The organism is Paraglaciecola polaris LMG 21857 (assembly GCF_000315055.1).
In the GTDB taxonomy this organism is placed as follows: Bacteria; Pseudomonadota; Gammaproteobacteria; order Enterobacterales; family Alteromonadaceae; genus Paraglaciecola; species Paraglaciecola polaris.
Genome location: NZ_BAER01000038.1, coordinates 71,684 through 92,756, shown reverse-complemented (window position 1 = coordinate 92,756; position 21,073 = coordinate 71,684). Strand labels below are relative to the sequence as shown.

Here is a 21,073-nt window from a genome sequence, read left to right as displayed (position 1 = left end):
TAAATCATTAGGCCAATTCTCGTGGGTGAGCGATTGTTGCTGTGTGGATCTATCATGATTTCAAGCAAAGCAGCTCTACTAGCAATAGTAGTGTGATTACCAAGGGAAACTGTCGGTCTATTACCGAGGGACTTTGGCTCAAAAGAAGACGGAAGCACATATCATCTTGATTAGTGCGAGAGCTGTTTTAAAGTTGCTCTTTTCGCCCTAAAAGACCACAGGAAATCCTTAGTCATGTTTGATGAAGAAAACAATCTACCTGAGGAAAAATTTGGCCTAAAAGCAGACGGTTGAGCGTTTACTCTGACTAAGAATTTCGCTCAAAAATAGGACCTACGAGTGGGAGTTGCCGAACGATTCAAAATAGCAGATTATAGTCATTAAAGCTTGGCAGACTTTCTTAGGTTTCTAAGTAAAAAGTGTCTACAGAGTTAGAGGAAGATTAACGAACGAAGTCGGTGAGACTAAGTGATTTCCTGCGTTAACTATTTTTTTTCTTATCTAAAAAGCTTGGCATTCTGAAGTTCTTTGAATTAGTTAAGGCGGGTAAATTTTGCGTAAAAAATGGATAGCATAAAAGGCGAGTAACTCCAGTAGAAGGGTCTTTCATATTACTCAATACTTCGTAGTAGTGGTTTTGATTATCAAAATTCATGGCCTTAAGATGCCCCATACCTTTGCGAATACAATCCAAATGCCTATAACGAGAGTAAGCAGAAATATCTTTTGCGTAATCAAAGGACCTAATTACAGCCCCTTCTAACTCGCCGTTTCCTTCTATTAGCGTCATCAAGGTAATGATCATATTTACAATCCTTACAGTTCCTCTTGGATGGCTTTCACGAGGCACTGTAAAACGACGACGCTCATATCTTTCGTAAGAACTAAACAACGCACAGATAAAAAAACAGAAAACTTCAACCGCTTTTAATGGTGCAATGTCTAAACCTTCATGATTGAGTAAATCACTTTCAGTTGTCATTAAACCGATCATAACAAGCAAAGCCTCTTGGTCAGCTTCATTCTCCATAGCGTTGATAAGTTCGTCAGAAACGTTCTCACCTAAAACGATTTTATTGCCTTGTGCAATCCCTTCTTGAATTTCCATCAGTGTATTACCCGCACTATTTTGAACTAGGTAGCTTAGGTGATTTTCAGAGCAATGTGCTATCTCATGCAACCAAAAGAATGTAGTTAATAAATGAGCAAAGTAGTAACAATACTGTCTTCGTTTCGGACATCTGGGAAGGGTTAAGTCAATTATTGATTTATTAAACTCTATGTATTCTAACCCGGAAAATCGTTTTCCAGTTTCTGGATTCCATGCACAACACTGTCCTCTTGCGGTATAAATTCCTTTCAGAAGAACTAAGCTATCTCTATCAGAAAGGCTTTCTGATAGTAATGGCCTATAACTGTTGGTCGCTATTTGAAAAAAGGGAAGTTCGTTAACCCCATCAAGTCTCACCAATGCAGGCTTTTTGGTATCGCCAAATTCCGGGTAAAAGTCTGGATCAGCGAAGAAAAAACTGACCAGTTCAAGCGCACAGTAAGGGATCATCGCGCTCATACCAATACCGTAATTTTTACCACGCAACTTGGCATAGCAATTCGGTGAAAAGTGGTCTAACAATCCAAATTCTATATTTGGAATTTTCCATTTCTTCTGAGTCACTTCATCCATGTTGTCATGTATGTTCTTGAGGATGAAAAAGAAATCTTTAGGAGTTTGATTTACTCGAGAAATGAAACCCGCATTGTATATTTTGTTCGAATTTTGCTCGATTTTTCCACCTAGGTGAGCGAACATAGCATCGAATAATATTGAAAGATCTACTTTGGAGGACGTAATCATGTTAACTCCGTCAGAGATGCTTGCGCTAAATGATAGTGCATTATTTGAACAGTTGGGGATGGCTGTCAAGTCTGACTATTTAGGTGCCTTGCCTGAGGAGGAAGAGGCTGAGTTTGAGGAGCGAATAATTGGTAAATCTTACTTTGAGCGGCAGCTTGCTAACATCAAACAAATTTATTGTAACAATGCCCTTACGACCCGCTTATCCGATAATGAGAAAGAAGATGTAGATCTGTTTGTATCGGCCCTGCTCGATTCTTTTATCAGTTACTATGGAGGCTGGGCTGGCACTGTTATCCTTGTTCAAATATACAAAATAGGCATACATAAATTTTGTTGTGAAGAATTAACATGATAGAGGGCAGCGAGAACCTGAGCACCACTTTAGAACTAGATGAACTCCGTGCTACAGAGAGAGCCAACGTACATTTTAACGCTCGTATTCAAGATCTCGATGGACTTTTAAGAATATGCTACGCGGCTCATTCGCCTCAAGAGATTAGAAATCTACTGGAAAATCTAGATGAGGTAGCAGACAAATTTGATGGCGACATAATAAAAGTAATTAACCGCTTTGCAAAGCCTTCTCCATTAGGCTTTAGAGATCTCAGGATACTGTTTTCATTCCCTGAAAGTCCGGGATACACCGGTTGCCTGAGAGTAGTTGCATCGCAAATGTATGAGTCCAGTTTTGCGTGTTTGCCATATATGGCAGCGAGTGTCTCTATTGCAGCTGAAAAAACACTATCCCAAATGGGGATCGCAAGCAGCTACATTGTTGTCATAGACAATTTCACGCGCGACGAGCCAGAATCCTTGACGTTAGTTTATGGTTTTCCATCCTTTGAAATAGCAAAGCACTACGCGGAAACACGTTTTAGGCAGTGTTTGGCAACGTTAAACAAGCAAGTGTGTACCCTAGAAGAACTTCGCTTGGCTTGGATGCAGCAGGGTGAGGATATAATCGTAGGGCAGACTAATGACAAAGATGCATTTCATCTATGCTCAGATATGCTTTGGGAATATCTGACGGAAGCATCAGTCGGTTTTGGGTGCAATTGGGACGCCCTCACGGAATTACCTTCAATAAAATGTATTCCAGTCAGTGAGTACAACGCCTATATAGAAAGTTTAATCGACTAAGTTATGCTGTATTTGAACATATCTATTGTTTAATTTAATACGTTTACCACAGCAAATGCTCCCTAATAAGCTAGCTCAATAACTAATCTTCTATGTGCTTCAGACGTTTAAGAACAACTGTGCCATGAGACGATAACGTCGTACCATCTGAAATCAGTTGGCCCGCTTTATATAATTGTCGAACAGTATCTCTAATCTCATCAACAAACCTTTCAATAGGCCGACTATCGTATGACCCTTGACCCGTATACATTGCTACGTGAAGGTTTGAAAATGCATCTAACCCAACGATAAGCTTGTCAGATTTAGAGTATGAAACCCTTATGCTTATAATGATATCTTTATCCATTTAAGTACCTGTATTGATTTGAATTGAAAAAGGACAAGCAAGGAGGCTAATTATGTATTGCTGACCTAAATTCATTACAGCCTCTCTGGGCGATCTATAGGTGCCTCAATATCAGCAAGAGGCCTATTAACAACAGGCGTATGTTTTGCCTAGGAAAGCGATTTTAGAAAATCACAACAGTATCACCTGAAAAGTCCGCAGCTGAAAGCAGACACGGGTGAATATTCAGGAGACGACTGGAATTTAACCACTTTATAAACTATACGTTGAATAAGTTGAACGTAATTGAATTTCCGCTTTGGCAAACGACCAAAAACACAGAGCACTTCAGTCTCAACTGTTTAGATCTAATATGGAGATAAGATATGAGACGTTTAATTTTGGTGTTTTTGCTATTTTTTTCATTTACCTATTTCAGTGCTTCAGCAGATGAAACATGCGGTTATGATCCATACGGTAATGCTATTTGTGCTGCTCAGATAGATTGGAGCAGGTTTATTTATGCACAAACTGATTATCAATATCAATCGCAATGGTGCTGGGCTGCGTCTATATCTGCCGTTTTTGGGTACTATGGTTATGAAGTCAATCAGACCAAGATAGTTTCGGATGTATTTGGAACAATTGCTAATTTGCCCGCGAATGGAGTAACAATATCTCAGCAGATTAATAGAAAGTGGGTGGATGATAATGGTAGAACATTTACATCGAAATTAACCGGTGCTTATGATGCTGATTATGGTGTTGACTCTTTGAGTTGGCAGCAGGTGATATTCGAACTAAGGAATGATCGTCCTCTCATTATAGGCACTGGTGGTCATGCAATGGTCTTAACGTCGATTTCATATTATGTATCCACAGGTGAGTTTTTTGATGCGACTGTATTTGATCCTTGGCCTCAAAGTGGAGGGCTCAGACGAATATCTACCTATGACCTTACTCCTGCATCGCTTGGGGGAGGGATGAGATTTTTAGCCTCGACAAGTGTTACTAGCGAGTCAAAGGTTACACCTCCTATAGGTGAGTCGTCAGGAGAGTCTTCTAGTGCTGGTAGCTTTTCTTGGTTGCTGTTGATAGCGTTAGTAATGGTGATATTTGATAGAAAATGTATTGTGTTAAGGAATGAAATACTCATATTTAGAATCCACAAGTGTCTTCAGCCTACTCTAACCGAGTATAAGGACATCTATTCTCGGTTCTGCGATGACCGATAAATCTACCTGGAAATCCTAGTGTCGACTTCTGGTAAGAGCGACTCTATTATAAAGTGCCCCATGGCTTAAGTTATCACGATGGGAACGCATGACGATTAGTTCGAGACGATCCCTTACTAATACCTTATTACATGTAAACCAATGGTGTCATTGTCGCTCAGCATTAATGAGTTTCAAACATTAATACCGCATATTTTAGTTCGAATTGTATTTTAGGTTTTGATAGTTTCAAACTTTATGAAAACTAGAGAAAATTGACCTACGAAAAACCGCGGTGTGTGCGCGATTTCAGTTTCAAACTTTAATTAGCTCGCACAGCCTTGTGCGAGTATATTAAAGTTTGAAACTGGACATTAAAGTTTGAAACTGACATGAGTTTTTGAAACCCGCTATTACCGCGGGTTTTGTTTTTTAAGCAGCATTAAAAATCAGTCATGCATTTGTGCCGCAAAAGTACGTTTAACTTTACTTCGATTTATAAGTAAAAAATGTCTACAAAGTTAGGGGGAATATCACTCCATTTAATTATCAATAAATTATATATACTGATTCGCTAACACCCTAGATTATCAATCAATGTGGGTATTGTTATGCTCTATTCCATCATCGAATCAGTTAACGATTCGGCAACTGATAACGGATGGGGCAACAATAAAACATTGGCTCCTATCATTTATATTTCCCACTCAAATACCTATGGGTAAAAATCGATTTAGGAGAAACACATGTTTAAAAATTATGGTTGGATAGTCGAAGCGAAACTGAATCCAGGACAACTGGAGAATTTCAAAAAAGTCATGAATTCACAAGTTAATCGAGCGTTAACGGAGAAAGGAACACTCAATTATCAATACTACATGTCTGATGAAGGCGATGTTTTAGTGTGCGAAAGATTCAGCAATGCCGATGCATCACATGAGCACATTGAGAATTGGGATGACCATGCCGCACGTTGGATCGATGCAGCAACTCCTACACGTATGGTACACCTAGGCGACTTACCTGATGATGTGCGTGAAAGACACGCGGCATTGTCTCCCCTTTGGCTAAAACCGTTAGGCGGATTTGCTCGAGAACAAGCAGCGGATAGTCGAGTGACAAAAGACGGCGACACCCAGTTTGAGAATTTCGGTTGGATAGTTGAAGCCAAACTCAATGCAGGTCAACTGGAAAACTTTAAAGGCGTTATGCAGGATCAAGTAAAAAGAGCGTTAACAGAAGAAGGAACGCTGAATTATCAATACTATATCTCTGATGAAGGCGATATCTTGGTTTATGAACGTTTTAAGGATCTTGCGTCGTCACATATTCACATCGAAAACTGGGATGCCCATGCACAACGCTGGATGGCCGCTGCCACTCCAACTCGAATGGTACACCTAGGCGATTTACCGCAGGAGCTTAGAGATAGACACGCAGCCCTTGCGCCACTTTTATTAAAACCATTAGGCGGTTTTGCAAAATAACGCATAAGCTGATTACGTTTATTAGACCTGACACGTTTAGGCTTGCGTAAAAATACTGTGCAGACATAGGCTTTTATCATTGCTCATCACCTCCTTTTTACCCGCCGGTGATGGGCACTGCCTTATTGCATCCCCTTTGCAAATAGTCAGTAAGAACACTCAAATGCTAGGCTAGTTAACCAAATGAATCCCCCATTATTGAGCAATTAATTATCTACACTCAAAAATTCATACCAAACACCAGCCTGGTCGTACTGCTTTATTTTACTCTGTAAGCTCCGCCCAACGCGGATGATCCCGTATTGGCCAGCGTCGTCTGCAAGACTCTATTGTGGGAACAGCAAGGTCTAGTATATGGTACTCTGCCGCCCACCAGCCCGTTTAGCGAAGTAATACGCTAGGAATAGCTCAAGATGTAACACATACAGACAATCAGGGCTGCGCCAAAGTGCGTTAAATCCTGTTGTCACTAGGTATCACACCTTGCTAGCATAGCGTCGATCACCCCCTACATTATTTATATAGCGACCGTGTACATCGCTATGATAAGGAGCAAACTTGAACAAAAGTATACTTACCAATGCCATTGCCTTGATATTACTGATTTTGGGTATGGTTTTAGAAAGCCCGATTGTGACTACCGTAGGTGTATTCGCCTTATCCGGCGCGGTCACCAACTGGCTCGCCGTCTACATGTTATTTGAAAAAGTGCCTTTGCTGTACGGTTCAGGCGTTATTCCTCTACGCTTCGAGGAGTTCAAGGCTGGCATACGTGAACTCATGATGACCCAGTTCTTTACTGAGCAAAATATTGCACGCTTTCTCAACAGCGATAACCAACAAATTAAAGTGGACTTAGCCCCAGTACTCGAAAAAGTAGACCTCGAGCCAACCTTCGATTCCTTAGTAGAAGTTATCAATGCATCGTCATTTGGCAGTATGTTGGGCATGTTTGGTGGCGCTGATGCACTTACGCCCTTGAAACAGCCTTTTGTCCAGAAGATGAAAGAATCGTTAATTGCTATCAGCCAAGACGAGCGCTTTTTAAACTTGCTTAGCGACCAGCTAGAGCAGCCAAGTGTGATGCATGACGTGCAACAAAAAATTGAGTCAATTGTTGAGCAACGTTTAAATGAATTAACCCCTGAAATGGTCAAAGATATCATTCAAACCATGATCAAAAAGCATCTAGGTTGGTTGGTTGTGTGGGGCGGTGTGTTTGGTGGTTTGATCGGCTTAGCGGCTGTTTTATTGGTCGCTTAACCCTCATATCGTTTTGAATTGTTGTCGTAAAGCGTTACGCAATAAAACGCTTTACGGTTTATTTATTCATTTATCTACTTGCCCACGCTTATTTTTTTGTAATACCTTGCAGGGACCACCCGTGTACTACTATGCCTGTGGTTATTACACTTGCTCGGACCCAACAAATAACATTGGCACATTAAATACCCGTTTATATTGGCGCTATTTGGCTGATTATATTTACCCATTATCAAATTACACCCAAATGCGCTTGCAAATAATTCTCATTTAGATTAAATTGATGCTGCCTGTTTGATACTGAGTTTCACTGGTCCTGGCTTGGTGTCACACCCATGGCAGATATTTCATCTGAAATATCTGCCTTTTTTACATATTTTCCCCTTCTTTACGCGCATTTTTCTAGTAGTTAAACTAATTTAGTTAGTGGTGATTGATATTTGGTCATCCGAGGAGTACGGTCCAGATGTCGGTTGTTTTCGGCAAATGAATTGCCCGTACCTGACTCCTATAGCGCTGAAGTGGATGACATGGAATGAAGTATCTTGTTAGTGGGCGAATCGCCAATACCGTTTTTTTATTTACCTTTGTCGTTGGGAGCGCCATTGCACTCTTGTTATTTAATCAGGGGGCATCTGCTTACCGAAGCCAAGAGCTCAACCACGCCCAGCAACATCTCCAGCAATTTGTGGCACGTTACGATGTGGCATTACAGCAAACGGTAGAACGTAGCAGCAAACTTACCCAAGCAATTAAAGATAATAACCCCCTAGCAGCGACTCAATTTAACCAGTTTATTCAGTTGGTATACCCAAAACCGCAAGATGTAGCGGAGATAAACTGGTTAAAAAACGCTGGAAATGCGACTGCAGGTCTTCACTTTTCAACAGAAAATGGTTTGTCAGCATTCGATACGCCCGTTGACGAATACATTGACCCTTACCTGACCTTGGCGCGCAAAGAAAATAAGATGGTCGTTTCTCCAATCTTAATCCTACAAACGACTGAAGGGCCAAAACCTGTGTTCGTTATTGTGCAACCAATTACAGGCACAGACTTTTTAATCACAACACATCGCATTGCGTCACTCACCCAAGCACTACCAAGCGAATTAAACAGAGAGCACTATGCCTACGTGTTGTCAGATTATCAGCAAGGTCACTACGCCTTTCCTGACGACAAAATGCTGCCTGATGCCCCCGGCTTCAATACACAGCGCTCGGAAATTCCCAGTTTAAACGTACCCCTCAATATTGACGGTCAGCAGTGGCAACTCTGGGTGTATCCGCCCAGTAGCAATTTGTTGTCTATTGGATGGGTTCACTATGTTTATTTAACCTTGGCCATATTCGGCTGCTTGGTAGTTAGCTTCCTATTACGTTCAGGATTGCAGCATTATAGAGATCTTCAGCAAGAGTCTTTGCGCCAAGCGAGCGAAATAGAGCGCAATTCGTTAGCACTTAGCAATGCCCAGAACACATTACACACGAGTCAAGCAACGACTGAATTGGCACTAAGTGGTAAAAGCCAATTTATGACCACCTTAAGTCATCAAATACGCACGCCGGTCAACGGGATCATTGGTATGACTGACTTGTGTTTGCAGACACAGCTGTCGCTTAAACAGCAAGACTACCTGCGCAAAATTAGTGCCTCGGCTCAGCATTTAAACGCGGTCCTTGGAGATTTATCAGATTATTCCCAGCTCGAGTCAGGCGAACTACAGTTAAACGAACATCCTTTTTCATTACACGAAGTCGTTGATGGTTTGTATGCTATGCTGTCTAAAGAAGCACAGGATAAGGGACTGGCATTTAACATCACAGTTCCCCACACAGTGCACTGCGATTTGATTGGTGATAGCCGACGATTGAGCGAAATCATGCTCAACTTATGCACCAATGCCATTGCACATACCAGCAGTGGGCATATTCATCTCGTTATCAGTGCCGATCAAGATCAACCTACCTCATCAATCAACAGCGAATATAAACTAAGCTTTATGGTCAGTGACACGGGCGCCGGCATCGGACAGGAAGACATATCTAAGCTATTCAGCCGTAGCGAGCCTCTGGATCAGCAAAAAAACATCAACGGTGGGTTAGGCCTGTCCATTAGCCAAGCACTATGTAAATTAATGGGGGGAGAAATTGCCGTCTGCAGTCAATTAGGTATTGGCAGTTGCTTTACTGCTCAGGTAAATTTAAAGCTTAATAACTTAATTGTGACCGTTGCGGAACAACCAAAAATGTTGTCCAAACCCCAGCGAATTATGGTCATAGACGACAACCCTATTTCATTGACCATGCTTGAACATGCGCTGAGTATAATGGGCGCTCAAGTCAGTGTGTACTCCTTTGCCAGCGATGCGTTAGATGCTTTATTCGAAGGGGAACAACCAGACATTATTTTGCTAGATTGGGTTATGCCGCAAATGGGAGGACTAGCGTTTTTAACTCGCTTGCAGCAATCAGATAATAAGATAACCAGTCGCATCTTAATTTTAACCGCCTACGATGGTAAAAGCATTGCACGAATGTGCCAACATTTTCCTATTGAGCGTATTCTGAATAAACCTTGTCGTAACGAGGAGCTCTTCCATATTATCAATGACGAACAAATTGTTCCTGTAGTTGAAGAGCCTAAAGAGACATTAACGGGACTGGTTGTATTAGTCGCAGAAGACAACATGATCAATCAGGAAATTATTTGTGAGCTTTTACTACAAGAGGGTGCAAAGGTTATACCAGCCAATGACGGACAGCATTGTATCGATGAGCTTAAACGTGCCCAGCATGTAGATATCATTCTTATGGATATCAACATGCCAGTGATGGACGGTTTAGCGGCTCTTAAAATTATCCGCCAAGAACTCGCCATGCCTGATTTACCCGTCATTGCCTTAACAGCCAATATTTTTGAACACGATAAGCAAAATTATTTACAACAAGGCATGAATGAACATTTAGGCAAGCCTTACAATAGAGACCAGATAGTCGAGAGCATATTACGTTTAACAAAAAATCGTAATCGCTAGGCGCACTTACACTAAGTGGTGGGTTTGCTTAGCCATATCGATAAACGCACTCAGGTAGTCTGGGCGTGTTTCCCCAGCCCGAAAGCCCACATGAATATCCTTAAAAATACCCTTTTCACCTAAGCGCACCGGCATAATAGGCAGCGTGTTTTGATGTTGCTCAACCAGCCATTTTGGCAAAGCAGATACGCCTCGCCCAGCACTGACCATTTGCAGCATAATTTCCGTGGTTTCAATGGTTCGATGCTTTTTCACTCCTGCTCCTGCTGGGGTCAAAAATTGGCTAAAAATATCTAAACGACTGGCTTCAACGGGATAGGTAATAAGTACTTCATTGCTTAAGTCTTGCGGGCTTACGTACCCCTGCTTAGCAGTTGGATGAGACTCAGGTACTACCAATACATGCTCGTACTCAAATACCGGCAGGTATTCTAACCCTTTCTGAAATAAGGGGTCTGGGGTGATCAGCATATCAATATCATAACCAAGCAATGCTCCTAAACCACCAAATTGAAACGCCTGGCGCACATCTACATCCACATCTGGATATTCCATCAAAAATGGCGATACCACTTTTAGCAACCATTGATAACAAGGATGACATTCCATGCCGATGCGCAAGGTTCCTCTTTGTCCTTGAGCAATCTGTTCGATCAGTTGCTCAGTGTGTTCAAACTGTGGCAGTACTCGATTAGCTAAATTGAGTAATCCCTGTCCTGCTTGGGTTAAACGTAATCGACGACCATCCTTTTGCCATACTGGTGCACCCAAGTAGCCTTCTAATTTTTTAATTCCGTGACTTAATGCCGATTGAGTTAGAAATAAAGCATTGGCTGCTTCGGTTAGGGTACCGTGTTTATCCACCGCGTGGATTATAGCTAAGTGATGTCTTTCAAGCATGGGACTCAAACCTATGAGTAAAATTCATTGAATACTAAAAATATACCACTATTTTTACTAGGTTATTATAACGAGTATCCATTTATTGCAACTTAATTGGACGGATAGATGACTAAATTGCATAACTTAGGCTCCCCGCGGATTGGCCAGTGAACGCATTCCGGCTCAGCGTTTTGGGCTTAACCTAGATTGCGGACTAAAAACACGTCAATGGCCAGGCGTCACCTCTGCTCTTAATAATATGGTGCAAGCCCTAAAGAATTAAGAGCTAAGGACAAACTACCCTAGCTTAATAAGTCAATTACAATGGCGCCAAATACATCTGCTCGACATAGCTTTAGGCCCAGAATTCACTTGGATTTTGGACTTTTTGTTAATGTGACATAAGTAATGTAGGTATTCACCAACACCTACCAAGTGAACACTCACTGACTATTACAAGCATTATAGATATAGCATCAACAATTTAATTTTGACTTCTTGAGACCCAATTTACGTCTAGCCTTCGCTTTAACGACCCGCCAAGGTGTTTGCGGCCCTTTCGGTACGCAAGAACGCAAATGTGTGTAGTCTTCGTTATTGAGTTGCACTTCACCGCCATGAGCTAGCAACAAAGAATAGGGTTGAATCTCAATTAAACGCTCAATTGAACCACCATAAAGCCGGGGAAAAAATACTGGAAATGGTGGAATAAAACGGTTTTTAACTTTGACCACTAAATCAGCCACATACATACGCCGACTTGGCATATGCATAATAGATAAGTCTCTGTCTGTATGACCCGGCGTCTCAAAAACACACCATTCATCAAACCCAGGGATAGTTTGCCTGTCAGTCAGCTTGATGTCGGGTTTAAGTGTTTTTGCGTACCACAAGCTTTTACGTTTACGCCCTAAACGCCCTGCTACCCAACGTGCTAAGGCTAAATCGGTTAAGTACATTAACCAACCGCTGAGACCTTTATACCAAGAATGCGCTACGTCGGCAGAAACAAGCTTACAACCGGTCAACTTGCGTAATGTATGGGCAGCCCCTGCGTGATCTGGGTGCATATGTGTTACCACCACAGTTTTTAAATCAGAGAAGGGCCGCTTTAACTCGTCGGTTATAAATCTCTTCACGTCATCAACATCAGCGCGAGTGCAGCCATCAAGCAGCATCAGGCCGCTTGCATATTCAACCAAGTAGATAGACTGAATATAGCCGGGTAAGTGATGTAATTTCATAAACACAACCGCTCTTGTTAACATAGTTTAATACCCATGTACCATACGTTGCATAGGGCCAATACTGTACTTTTTGTTTTAAATAGTTAACCCCAAAAAATTGATATAGGACGGCATAGGTCAGATTGGCCAGCGTGTTTCAGTTCACACTTGACGGCTGTGTTGCAGGCAACCTAATCGCCTAAAATTAATAGAGGTTGCTAAGCTGAAATCGTTTTAGCACAATATTACCTAGGTTTGTTTGCGCCCAAAGTGGCAACCATGCCCCACAGCTCACAAACATATCATCTATTTTTTATCCCAAGGAACTTACATTGCCCCCATCACCTGCCTCACTGAACGTCATTGTGGGTTCAAAAAACCCTGTCAAAGTCAACGCAGCGAGAAATGCCATCGCTATGCTCTACCCTGAGCACACGATTTTTTGTCAGGGTATGCATGCTCCATCAGGCGTTGCTGAACAGCCCATGACGAGTGAAGAAACAAGAATAGGTGCCATCAATCGCGTCGAATACTGCCAGAAAAATGCGCAAGCTGATTTCTATGTGGCCATGGAGGGAGGTGTGGATAAGTTCGATTACGGACCGGCAACATTTGCTTATATCGTGATTGCTAACCGAGAGCGCCAGTCTATCGGACGCGGTGCCATTATGCCTATTCCAGAATCGGTATATCAGGCATTAGCAGCAGGTGAAGAATTAGGCCCGTTAATGGATAAACTCTTTAACACCCATAACGTCAAACAAAAAGGCGGCGCCATTGGTTTGCTAACCAATGGCAACGCAACACGAGAAGGTAATTACACCCATGCCATGGTGTTAGCTATGGCGCCTTTTTTACACCCAGGTTTATACCCTATTAATTAGCGATATAATTTTAAAAGGTAAGCGTTACCCGCACCCCAAGATGTTTGCCGGTTTCCGCTTGTCGATTCTCAATATGAATATCCGCGCCATGAAACTGTGCGATAATTTTGGCGATATACAGCCCTAAGCCAAGGTGAGGTTGAGTCGAAGCTTGCTCACCTCGCACCGAAACCATCGAATCGAAGAGCTTGCCTTGCATGTCCTGTGGTAAAGGCGGGCCATCATTATCAATACACAGCAAATGTTGGTTACCCACTTGCTCAAAGGTAACGGCTATGGCCGTTTTCGCTGGGCTAAATTCGAGTGCGTTAGCGATGATTTTATCTAACATTTGCCCAAACAAGTCGCCTGAGCCCGATAACCTTGTATCGTCACTAAGATTATTGAAGGTGAATTTATGGCTTGGGTATGTCATACGATAACCTGCTACATATCCCTCTAATAAGGCGCTTAAATCAAATACTTCACGCTCGTCAGTTTGAATCGCTTGCTCGAGCCTTGTTGCCTCGCTCATATTGTTCAAAATCGTGCTTAGGCGTTTTATGCCCTGCTGGGCACGGGCAATATATTGGGCGTCTTCTGGGTTTTGTGTACTTAACTGCAAATTTTCTAAGGAGGACTTCACAATCGCCACGGGTGTACGTAACTCATGGGACAAACGCGCGGACATGTTCTGTAAATAAGCGTTATATTGACCTAATTTCCCCAGCACAATATTAAAGGTCGTGGCCAAGTCGCCAATTTCGTCCCGCTCATTTCCATTAGGAATAGTTGCGACTATTTTGCCGTGACTATCTATCGCGGCCTCCGTTTGATTCCTCAACTTACGAATACGAAACGACATGCGCGAAGCAAATAGAAATAGCGCCAACGTCCCTAGTCCCATCACAGCTAAAATCACATGGAACAATTTTTCCAATGCACGATTTCTAAGGGTACGTATGCCATTAGTAGTCTGCTCAACGACGACCGCCCCCATAACATTGTCATCAATATATATAGGATGCGCAGCAGACAAGATCACGGCTTTATTGTCTGGACTTAGGCGCCACAGCGAGGCCGGTGTCCCTGATAATGCTTCATTGATATCTTGCCCTTGCAAGGCATACGCGTCTTGCAGGTCATCAATGAATTCAGCGGGGGGCTTAGTTAAAATTTGGTAGTAAATCGGCAGTAACCATTGCTGTTCCATGTGTTGCCACCAGCTTGCCGTCTTTTTCCTGCTAGCGGTGTAAGCCGTCGTGCTTAGTCCTACTGATTTATGAATACTGCCCGAGCGGGCCAATACCCGTTTATGCTTATCAATAACCCACACCCGAGCATTTGAATATTTAAGACCCTTAATGATTTTTTCAATTTCCGGTGATGGCACTAATACAGTGCCTAAAGCGTCGCTTTTATTAGGATTGGCAGTACCAATGCGATAGCGCATTTGACGATTGATGGGGTCGTCAACGTCTGTGATCGCAAAGGCAATTTTACTGTGCATCATACTTAAGGGGAAACGCAACTCTATATTGTAGCCCTGGTCGGTATTCAGCCAGCGCCCTTGAATTTGAGTTTCCAGCGCGACCGGGCGCATTGAGTCTAGGGGCGCTGACAATAAATAGGCATTAACCCACCCTGCTTCCTGTGGTGCAACAACGTAGCGTTTAAAAGTGCCCTCAGGGTCGGTCATAGCGATTTGCAGGTAGTCGTTACGATCAACCCGCAAACTGTCTTTACTACGCAACAGCACTGCCTCATCTGTTACTTCGAACATAGCGTACAGATATGCCCCAAACTGCCCCACCATATGCCTAAAGTGGAAACTATCTGGCTTATATTGTGCGGCGAAATCCAATAAATGATCTTGCCCGTAGTCGATACTCAAGTGTTGATAGTCTAGCCAGTCATCCAAATTGCCATCGAGGCGGATGGGATCGTGGATCTTGTGAGCGTATAAATCTGTACCTGGCTTCACATCGGTTAAATAAGCACTTTGTGTATCAAACAATGAAGGACGTTCGTGCAGAGCGGTCGCCACGGCTCGCGCGGTCCCCACCATGGTTTGCTCTTGCCCAATTCGCAGGTAGCTTTCAAGCTCCCATACATATTGATAACCCAACCAAGGGATCGCGAACAAAAATAACGATAACGCCAGCAGTTTTAAACGGATCCCAAAACGCAGACGAAATGGTCGTTTAGCCGGGGGCTTATTCACTGAATACGATACAGAGCTATGCATAGTAATTTATTTTTCAACGCCATTTTTCCAGCGATAGCCCATCCCATAAACGGTTTCGATGCGATCGAATTGACTGTCTACTTGCTGAAACTTCTTACGGATGCGCTTGATATGCGAAGTAATAGTGCTGTCATCCACTACCATTTTTGACTCATCCATTAACTGCTGGCGGCTTTTCACGTGCCCAGCGTACTTTGCGATGGCATGCAGCATCCAAAACTCGGTTACCGTTAGTTCGATATCCTGCTCTTGCCAACTAACTGTCATACGTTTGCTGTCAATGCTCAGTGCCCCTGTTTGAATCAGATCTTCAGATAACTGGGGTTGATTCAACAGCGCCACCCGGCGAAACAACGCCGCTATGCGCGCCAGCAAATGGGGCAAGCTGATATCTTTGGTTAGATAATCATCAGCCCCCATTCGCAGACCACAAATCGTGTCGTAATCGTTATCCCGGGCGGTAAAAAAAATAATCGGCAAGGTTTTTGATAAACTACGCAACTGCTGGCACACCATAAAGCCGCCATCTATTTCATCCTGCAAACCAATATCAATGATTGCCAGATCAGGCAAACGCTGAGCGAAACCTAACTCTGCTTGATGCCGATTAGGATAACAAATAACGTCGTACCCTTGTTTTTTCAGCGCTGCCGCGTAATTTTCGCGAATAGCGAGATCATCTTCCACCAGCGCAATACGTTGAGACATAACCACACTCATTTAAATATGTGTCGCCACTATATCCTAAAACACCAGCAGTTTAGACGCCCAGCAACAAATTCCATTTTTTCGCCACAATTGCCCCACAGATTGCCATTTTTCACCCATTAATTTGCCGCAAATGTCCTGTGTAATCACCTCAACACCAACACTATTCACTCATTTGGAGTATTCGATGAAATATGCCGTAATTGCGTTAACCCTGTCACTCATTATGAATCAAACCATCTCGTCATTGGCTTCGGCTGAAACCAATGTCGCTCAAGCTGTAAAAAAAGAGAACAAGCAAAACGATATGTTAGGTTTTGGCTCCGGGGCCTTGTTTGGCAGTGCCGTCGCGGGTCCTGTTGGCGGCGTATTAGGCGCTATACTGGGTTTATTCATAGCAAATGATGTCAATAATGATAAAGCACTGGCTCAGGCGGAGTCACAATTAGCAGACAAGGATCAGCAATTACTCGCCCTGCAGTCAGCTAAGCAAAGAACGCATCAACAGGGCCTAAAGCAAACCGTTAGCATAGCAACGCTCAGCGCTGAAAATAACGACAACGCACAACACACCAATAGCTTGGCGCCGATTGAAAGTAACATTCAATTTCGCACGGCATCCCATCTTATAGAGCCACACTATCAACGCCAATTAGACTTGTTTGCCCAAGCACTGCGCGAGTCCCCGCAGTTGCACGCTACCCTAGCTGGCTATGCCGATGAACGTGGTGATACAGACTATAACCAAGCACTGTCACAACAACGGGCCATCAATGTTAAAAACTACCTGCTCAAACAAGATGTTAATCCTGCTCAACTGCTTACAGAGTCCTTTGGTGAAACTCGGGTTTCAGGGATAGAAAATGATCGAGAAGGATTGTTCTTTGCTCGCAAAGTAACGGTATCCATAAGTGCAGTGCTATCGCTATCTCAGTCACCATCCATGATGACTGCCGTAACTCACTAGTGTCTTCACATCAATCGGAGAACAGGAATGTCCCTTTTACTTAAATTTAGCGGCTTATTGATAATGGTTAGCACAGTGGGTGTATTGCACAGTGCCGCATCCCAATATTTTACCCAACCTGACATTGCCGGAGAACAAATGCATCAACAACAGCAAAGTTCGCTCAAAAATAACCACCTCAGTGACGATAGACACATACCTCAAATCGTATATGTGGATGACATTAATGATGTTGCCCAAGGCAGTTTGTTTTATACCGCTGAGCAAGCACAAAAAAATACTCATATCGATGAACGAGTAAATGCCCCAGCGCAACACTCACGGCGCTATCAATTAAGTCCAACGCTGGGCACAGAGGTGAAAATTCATGTCACGGGCATGATCGCTCGTACCCAAGTCACCCAACGTTTCCATAACCCAAGTCAAGATTGGGTCAACGGCATTTATGCATTTCCATTGCCTGAAAACGCTGCAGTGGATCATTTAAGCATGGTGATAGGTGAGCGTGTCATCAGCGGTAAAATTATGCCTAAAGCACAAGCGAAAGCTCAATTTGACAATGCAAAAATGCACGGCAGAAAGGCCAGTTTAATAACACAACATCGGCCGAATTTATTCACCAACGCGATAGCAAATATTGGTCCCCAAGAGTCCCTAAGCATCACCATGGAATATCAACAAGTCATTGCCTTCGATGAGCAGACATTTGCGCTGCGCTTCCCTATGACAATAACCCCTCGTTATTCACCCACTAACACCATCGTCGCTGAAGTAAATCACGACGGCTGGGCTTCAAGCACAGCCATATTGAGTGCACAAACTAACCCTGTAGACCAACCAGCTAATCCCGTCAGCATTAGCGTTGAGTTAGATAGTGGCTTCGCCCTCAATGCTGAAGATATAGTCAGTGAGCATCATAAGATCATCGTCACCCCTAAACATCCAGCGCAAAATGGTGAAGCTAATAAACGCTTTCATATCGCCCTTAATAATAAGCAGCCCGCTAATCGAGATTTCAGTTTAACTTGGCGACCCGCAACGAGTGATTTACCCAGTGCCGCACATTTCACTGAAACTCAAGGTGAATATCGTTATGGGCTAGTTATGCTAACCCCGCCAATACAAAACAGCGTAAATGAGCGACACGTGCCAAGAGAGGTGATATTTCTACTCGACACATCTGGTTCAATGGCTGGGGGATCTATCGTGCAAGCCAAACAAGCCGTTGGCTTTGCATTAACCCAACTTCATGTTGATGATAAGCTGAACATTATTGAGTTCAATGACCAACCCACCTCCCTTTGGCACAAGGCCATGCCGGCCAGTGCAGCCAATATTCAGCGCGCTAAAAACTGGCTAGCAGGATTAATGGCTGATGGCGGTACAGAGATGGCTCCCGCCTTGACAGTCGCTTTACATAACAACAAAGCCACGGATGACGAAAGCATAACGCCCATTAATCAAACGCTGCGCCAAGTGGTGTTTATCACCGACGGCAGCGTTAGCAACGAAGATGCGTTAATGGGCCTTATCGAGACGGAATTGAATAACAGCCGTTTGTTTACCGTTGGCATCGGCTCTGCGCCCAACAGTTATTTTATGACTCAGGCAGCACAAGCCGGTCGCGGCACATTTACGTATATTGGCGACACCAGTCAGGTTCAGCAAAAAATGGGGGAACTATTTAACAAATTAGCCATGCCAGTCATGCAAGATATTCATATCGACTTCGCCAGAAACACAGAATTTTACCCCAATATCATTCCAGACTTGTACGCTGCCCAGCCAGTGGTGATCCACTATCGTGTGCCTGTGCTGCTGACAGAATCAGCTATGGCTAACCAACAACCCGATAATGCAGTCAAAGTAACAGGGCGACAATCTTCGCTGCCTTGGTCAATACGCATGCCACTTACCCCAACGGCTCCGCACGCAGGATTAGGCGTGGCATGGGCTAGAGAGAAGATCACCCAGTTGAGTAATACATTACGCCGTGAGCAAAATAGCGAGATGCGTCAGCAATGGCAAACCAACATCACGGCAATAGCGCTTGAGCACCATATTGTTAGCCAGTTCACTAGCCTCATTGCAGTGGATGAACAGGTCTCTAAATCTCAACATGAAACCAGCAAAGACAAACCCATTCGCCATAACGCACCAGCAGGCTCAGCTATGTTAGCGGGTAATTTACCGCAAACAGCTAGTGATATGCCGCTGCACATAGCGCTAGGACTATTACTGATGGGGCTAGCACTTTGCGCTCGTGCGAAACAATCCATTTAAAAAGCGACGAGCCGTCCCTGAGCACGCCCATTACAAGCCAGTATCAAAAAGCCATTTGGCTTGTCTGTTTACTGTGTGGTGGGTTGCTATTTTCTCACGGTGCCTACCTGTGGGCCAAAGCCCAGCTGGCTCAGGTACTCATTGCCCGTGCATGGCAAACCGTCTTACTCGCTGAGGTATCACTAGAACGCTCATCTGGCGCTACCCCCGAAATGTATCAACAAGCACAAAAGGTTAAACCTTGGCCCTGGGCTGACACCTATCCTGTGGCCAAAATCCAATTCGCTGAGCAATCTTTGTATGTATTAGCTGGTGCATCAGGCCGCACGATGGCCTTCGGACCCGGCCATATGAGTGCTACGCCGTTACCTTTTCAAGGTGGCAATAGCGTGTTCACGGGTCACAGAGACAGCCATTTTGCGTCGCTAGCCCAGCTTAACAAAGGGGATGTGATAGACGTACAAACCCTTGCAGGGCAAGGGCAGTATCGCATCACCGCCATATTTGTGGTACATCAAAGCCAGATGCATATCATCGAATCTAACAATCAGGACCAATTGACCTTGCTCACCTGTTATCCGTTTAATTCACTCACACCCAATCCGACATTACGTTTTGTAGTTAGTGCACAGCGTGTGTTTGAGGGATGATCTGCTTATGTTACGAGTGACAAAGGAAGCACCGAAAATATGATTGCTCAGAATAGGTCTCGCCTATGTGATGTGTGCGAGACCTATTTATCGCTAATCCATCGTTCAACTTAGATAAAAACCTACCATTTCCAGCCTGAGCAACTAATGCGTCACCAACACCCAAGAATAAGTTCCCTTTAAAAGCGTTAACCTATCGTATCAACAGCAAAAAAATGCCATGTATGAGCGAATTGGCCCTTACACGTGCTTGCCACCTGTCCATCCGCCTTGGGCTAGCACTTCTTCACCTAACGCTTTTGGTGCTGCCTCTAAGTCGGTGGCCATGGAGTCATTCCAGCGATTTAAAAAACCGTATAAACATATCGCCCCTAGAATTTCGACGATTTCGTCTTCTTGCCAATGGGCTCGCATGCGAGCCATTAAGGGTTCGTCGACCGCATTAGGTACAGAACCCGCCGCGAGGGCGTAATCGAGGGCGATACGCTCTGCGTCTGAGTACAGCGGGCTCGTTTGGTATTCCCACACGGCGGCGACTTTTTCATCTGAAACACCGTGAATTTTAGCCGCGATGAGCGAATGAGCTTCACAGTATTGGCAGCCCGCAGCGCGACTGGAAAAATGCGCAAGCAAACGCTTGAATCCTAAATCGACGGTTCCGTCTTCGGCCATCACCGCTTTGGTGAGCACCCCAAAACCACGTACAATATCTGGCCGTCGCTGCATGGTTAATAAGCTATTGGGTACAAACCCAAGGATCTGCTCAAAAATGGCGAAGTCGTCGGCTAATTCAGGTGTGGTGTCTTTGGGTAAGGGGGTCATATGGGCCATAGATATCTCTCTTATTGTTTTTGATTTCGGTCATAAGTTAAGCGCGGTTAAGTTTGAGTGATAAGCAAGGCTCAGAGTAAATCGCGCT

General features: G+C 43.8%; 18 protein-coding genes. 11 read left to right on the top strand and 7 right to left on the bottom strand.

What is annotated here, in order from left to right:
* Positions 1–481 precede the first annotated feature (481 nt).
* Positions 482–1,855, bottom strand: a complete 1,374-nt coding sequence (locus tag GPLA_RS07450) for a hypothetical protein (RefSeq protein WP_007104258.1) — start codon at positions 1,853–1,855, stop codon at positions 482–484.
* Here GPLA_RS07450 and GPLA_RS07445 point away from each other — a divergent pair.
* On the top strand, positions 1,854–2,210 hold the full coding sequence (locus tag GPLA_RS07445; RefSeq protein WP_007104257.1) for a hypothetical protein: 357 nt from the start codon (positions 1,854–1,856) through the stop codon (positions 2,208–2,210). The genes GPLA_RS07450 and GPLA_RS07445 overlap by 2 nt on opposite strands.
* Positions 2,207–2,998 (top strand): hypothetical protein, encoded by a 792-nt coding sequence (locus tag GPLA_RS07440; protein WP_007104256.1) that lies wholly within the window; start codon positions 2,207–2,209, stop codon positions 2,996–2,998. The genes GPLA_RS07445 and GPLA_RS07440 overlap by 4 nt, the downstream gene beginning before the upstream one ends.
* An 82-nt stretch (positions 2,999–3,080) precedes the next feature.
* Here GPLA_RS07440 and GPLA_RS23690 read toward each other — a convergent pair whose 3' ends face one another.
* A complete protein-coding gene (locus tag GPLA_RS23690; protein ID WP_040514129.1) occupies positions 3,081–3,347 on the bottom strand; it encodes a hypothetical protein in 267 nt (88 codons plus the stop codon).
* Positions 3,348–3,712: 365 nt separating this feature from the next.
* Between GPLA_RS23690 and GPLA_RS07430 the strand changes: the two genes are divergently transcribed.
* From GPLA_RS07430 to GPLA_RS07415, 4 genes are all read left to right on the top strand, one after another.
* Positions 3,713–4,561 carry a papain-like cysteine protease family protein gene (locus GPLA_RS07430; RefSeq protein WP_007104255.1) on the top strand — a complete coding sequence of 283 codons (849 nt, stop codon included), beginning with the start codon at positions 3,713–3,715 and terminating at the stop codon, positions 4,559–4,561.
* A gap of 725 nt (positions 4,562–5,286) precedes the next feature.
* Positions 5,287–6,027: a putative quinol monooxygenase gene (locus GPLA_RS07425; protein WP_007104253.1), complete on the top strand. Its 741-nt coding sequence runs from the start codon at positions 5,287–5,289 to the stop codon at positions 6,025–6,027.
* Between the two features lie 558 nt (positions 6,028–6,585).
* A complete protein-coding gene (locus GPLA_RS07420) occupies positions 6,586–7,290 on the top strand; it encodes a DUF445 family protein (protein ID WP_007104252.1) in 705 nt (234 codons plus the stop codon).
* A 535-nt stretch (positions 7,291–7,825) separates the two neighbouring features.
* A complete protein-coding gene (locus GPLA_RS07415) occupies positions 7,826–10,327 on the top strand; it encodes a response regulator (protein WP_007104250.1) in 2,502 nt (833 codons plus the stop codon).
* A gap of 6 nt (positions 10,328–10,333) precedes the next feature.
* Here the strand turns inward: GPLA_RS07415 and GPLA_RS07410 are convergent, their stop codons facing one another.
* Positions 10,334–11,227 carry a LysR family transcriptional regulator gene (locus GPLA_RS07410; RefSeq protein WP_007104249.1) on the bottom strand — a complete coding sequence of 298 codons (894 nt, stop codon included), beginning with the start codon at positions 11,225–11,227 and terminating at the stop codon, positions 10,334–10,336.
* Positions 11,228–11,369: 142 nt separating this feature from the next.
* Here GPLA_RS07410 and GPLA_RS23425 point away from each other — a divergent pair, with 142 nt between their 5' ends.
* Positions 11,370–11,492, top strand: coding sequence for a hypothetical protein (locus GPLA_RS23425; protein ID WP_007104248.1), 123 nt, complete (start codon positions 11,370–11,372; stop codon positions 11,490–11,492).
* A 193-nt stretch (positions 11,493–11,685) separates the two neighbouring features.
* On the opposite strand, the gene GPLA_RS07405 is transcribed toward GPLA_RS23425, so the two are convergent.
* On the bottom strand, positions 11,686–12,453 hold the full coding sequence (locus GPLA_RS07405) for an MBL fold metallo-hydrolase (RefSeq protein WP_007104247.1): 768 nt from the start codon (positions 12,451–12,453) through the stop codon (positions 11,686–11,688).
* A gap of 314 nt (positions 12,454–12,767) precedes the next feature.
* Here GPLA_RS07405 and yjjX point away from each other — a divergent pair, with 314 nt between their 5' ends.
* The gene (gene yjjX / locus GPLA_RS07400; RefSeq protein ID WP_007104246.1) at positions 12,768–13,319 is read left to right on the top strand and encodes an inosine/xanthosine triphosphatase; all 552 of its coding nucleotides are present in this window, start codon (positions 12,768–12,770) and stop codon (positions 13,317–13,319) included.
* A gap of 10 nt (positions 13,320–13,329) precedes the next feature.
* Here the strand turns inward: yjjX and pdsS are convergent, their stop codons facing one another.
* Together pdsS and pdsR are read right to left on the bottom strand one after the other, a co-directional pair.
* The gene (gene pdsS / locus GPLA_RS07395) at positions 13,330–15,546 is read right to left on the bottom strand and encodes a proteobacterial dedicated sortase system histidine kinase (RefSeq protein WP_007104245.1); all 2,217 of its coding nucleotides are present in this window, start codon (positions 15,544–15,546) and stop codon (positions 13,330–13,332) included.
* Between the two features lie 6 nt (positions 15,547–15,552).
* Entirely contained in the window at positions 15,553–16,254 is a 702-nt protein-coding gene (gene pdsR, locus GPLA_RS07390) for a proteobacterial dedicated sortase system response regulator (protein ID WP_007104244.1), read from the bottom strand.
* A gap of 187 nt (positions 16,255–16,441) precedes the next feature.
* On the opposite strand from pdsR, the gene pdsO reads away from it, so the two are divergent.
* From pdsO to GPLA_RS07375, 3 genes are read left to right on the top strand one after another with little or no spacing between them, the layout of a single operon-like run.
* The gene (gene pdsO / locus GPLA_RS07385) at positions 16,442–17,221 is read left to right on the top strand and encodes a sortase-associated OmpA-like protein PdsO (protein ID WP_007104242.1); all 780 of its coding nucleotides are present in this window, start codon (positions 16,442–16,444) and stop codon (positions 17,219–17,221) included.
* Positions 17,222–17,248: 27 nt separating this feature from the next.
* Positions 17,249–19,504: a marine proteobacterial sortase target protein gene (locus GPLA_RS07380; RefSeq protein ID WP_007104241.1), complete on the top strand. Its 2,256-nt coding sequence runs from the start codon at positions 17,249–17,251 to the stop codon at positions 19,502–19,504.
* Positions 19,477–20,154 (top strand): class GN sortase, encoded by a 678-nt coding sequence (locus GPLA_RS07375; RefSeq protein WP_007104240.1) that lies wholly within the window; start codon positions 19,477–19,479, stop codon positions 20,152–20,154. Before GPLA_RS07380 ends, GPLA_RS07375 begins: the two co-directional genes overlap by 28 nt.
* A 240-nt stretch (positions 20,155–20,394) precedes the next feature.
* Here GPLA_RS07375 and GPLA_RS07370 read toward each other — a convergent pair whose 3' ends face one another.
* Positions 20,395–20,985, bottom strand: coding sequence for a carboxymuconolactone decarboxylase family protein (locus tag GPLA_RS07370; protein ID WP_007104239.1), 591 nt, complete (start codon positions 20,983–20,985; stop codon positions 20,395–20,397).
* Positions 20,986–21,073 lie beyond the last annotated feature (88 nt).

What these genes read in the sequence shown, in the direction of transcription:
- GPLA_RS23690 (WP_040514129.1), bottom strand. Translation starts at nt 3,347, where the DNA reads ATGGATAAAGATATCATTATAAGCATAAGGGTTTCATACTCTAAATCT.
- GPLA_RS07380 (WP_007104241.1), top strand. Translation starts at nt 17,249, where the DNA reads ATGTCCCTTTTACTTAAATTTAGCGGCTTATTGATAATGGTTAGCACA.
- GPLA_RS07450 (WP_007104258.1), bottom strand. Translation starts at nt 1,855, where the DNA reads ATGATTACGTCCTCCAAAGTAGATCTTTCAATATTATTCGATGCTATG.
- GPLA_RS07415 (WP_007104250.1), top strand. Translation starts at nt 7,826, where the DNA reads ATGAAGTATCTTGTTAGTGGGCGAATCGCCAATACCGTTTTTTTATTT.
- GPLA_RS07430 (WP_007104255.1), top strand. Translation starts at nt 3,713, where the DNA reads ATGAGACGTTTAATTTTGGTGTTTTTGCTATTTTTTTCATTTACCTAT.
- GPLA_RS07445 (WP_007104257.1), top strand. Translation starts at nt 1,854, where the DNA reads ATGTTAACTCCGTCAGAGATGCTTGCGCTAAATGATAGTGCATTATTT.
- GPLA_RS07425 (WP_007104253.1), top strand. Translation starts at nt 5,287, where the DNA reads ATGTTTAAAAATTATGGTTGGATAGTCGAAGCGAAACTGAATCCAGGA.
- GPLA_RS07405 (WP_007104247.1), bottom strand. Translation starts at nt 12,453, where the DNA reads ATGAAATTACATCACTTACCCGGCTATATTCAGTCTATCTACTTGGTT.
- GPLA_RS07410 (WP_007104249.1), bottom strand. Translation starts at nt 11,227, where the DNA reads ATGCTTGAAAGACATCACTTAGCTATAATCCACGCGGTGGATAAACAC.
- pdsO (WP_007104242.1), top strand. Translation starts at nt 16,442, where the DNA reads ATGAAATATGCCGTAATTGCGTTAACCCTGTCACTCATTATGAATCAA.
- pdsS (WP_007104245.1), bottom strand. Translation starts at nt 15,546, where the DNA reads ATGCATAGCTCTGTATCGTATTCAGTGAATAAGCCCCCGGCTAAACGA.
- GPLA_RS07370 (WP_007104239.1), bottom strand. Translation starts at nt 20,985, where the DNA reads ATGGCCCATATGACCCCCTTACCCAAAGACACCACACCTGAATTAGCC.
- pdsR (WP_007104244.1), bottom strand. Translation starts at nt 16,254, where the DNA reads ATGTCTCAACGTATTGCGCTGGTGGAAGATGATCTCGCTATTCGCGAA.
- GPLA_RS07440 (WP_007104256.1), top strand. Translation starts at nt 2,207, where the DNA reads ATGATAGAGGGCAGCGAGAACCTGAGCACCACTTTAGAACTAGATGAA.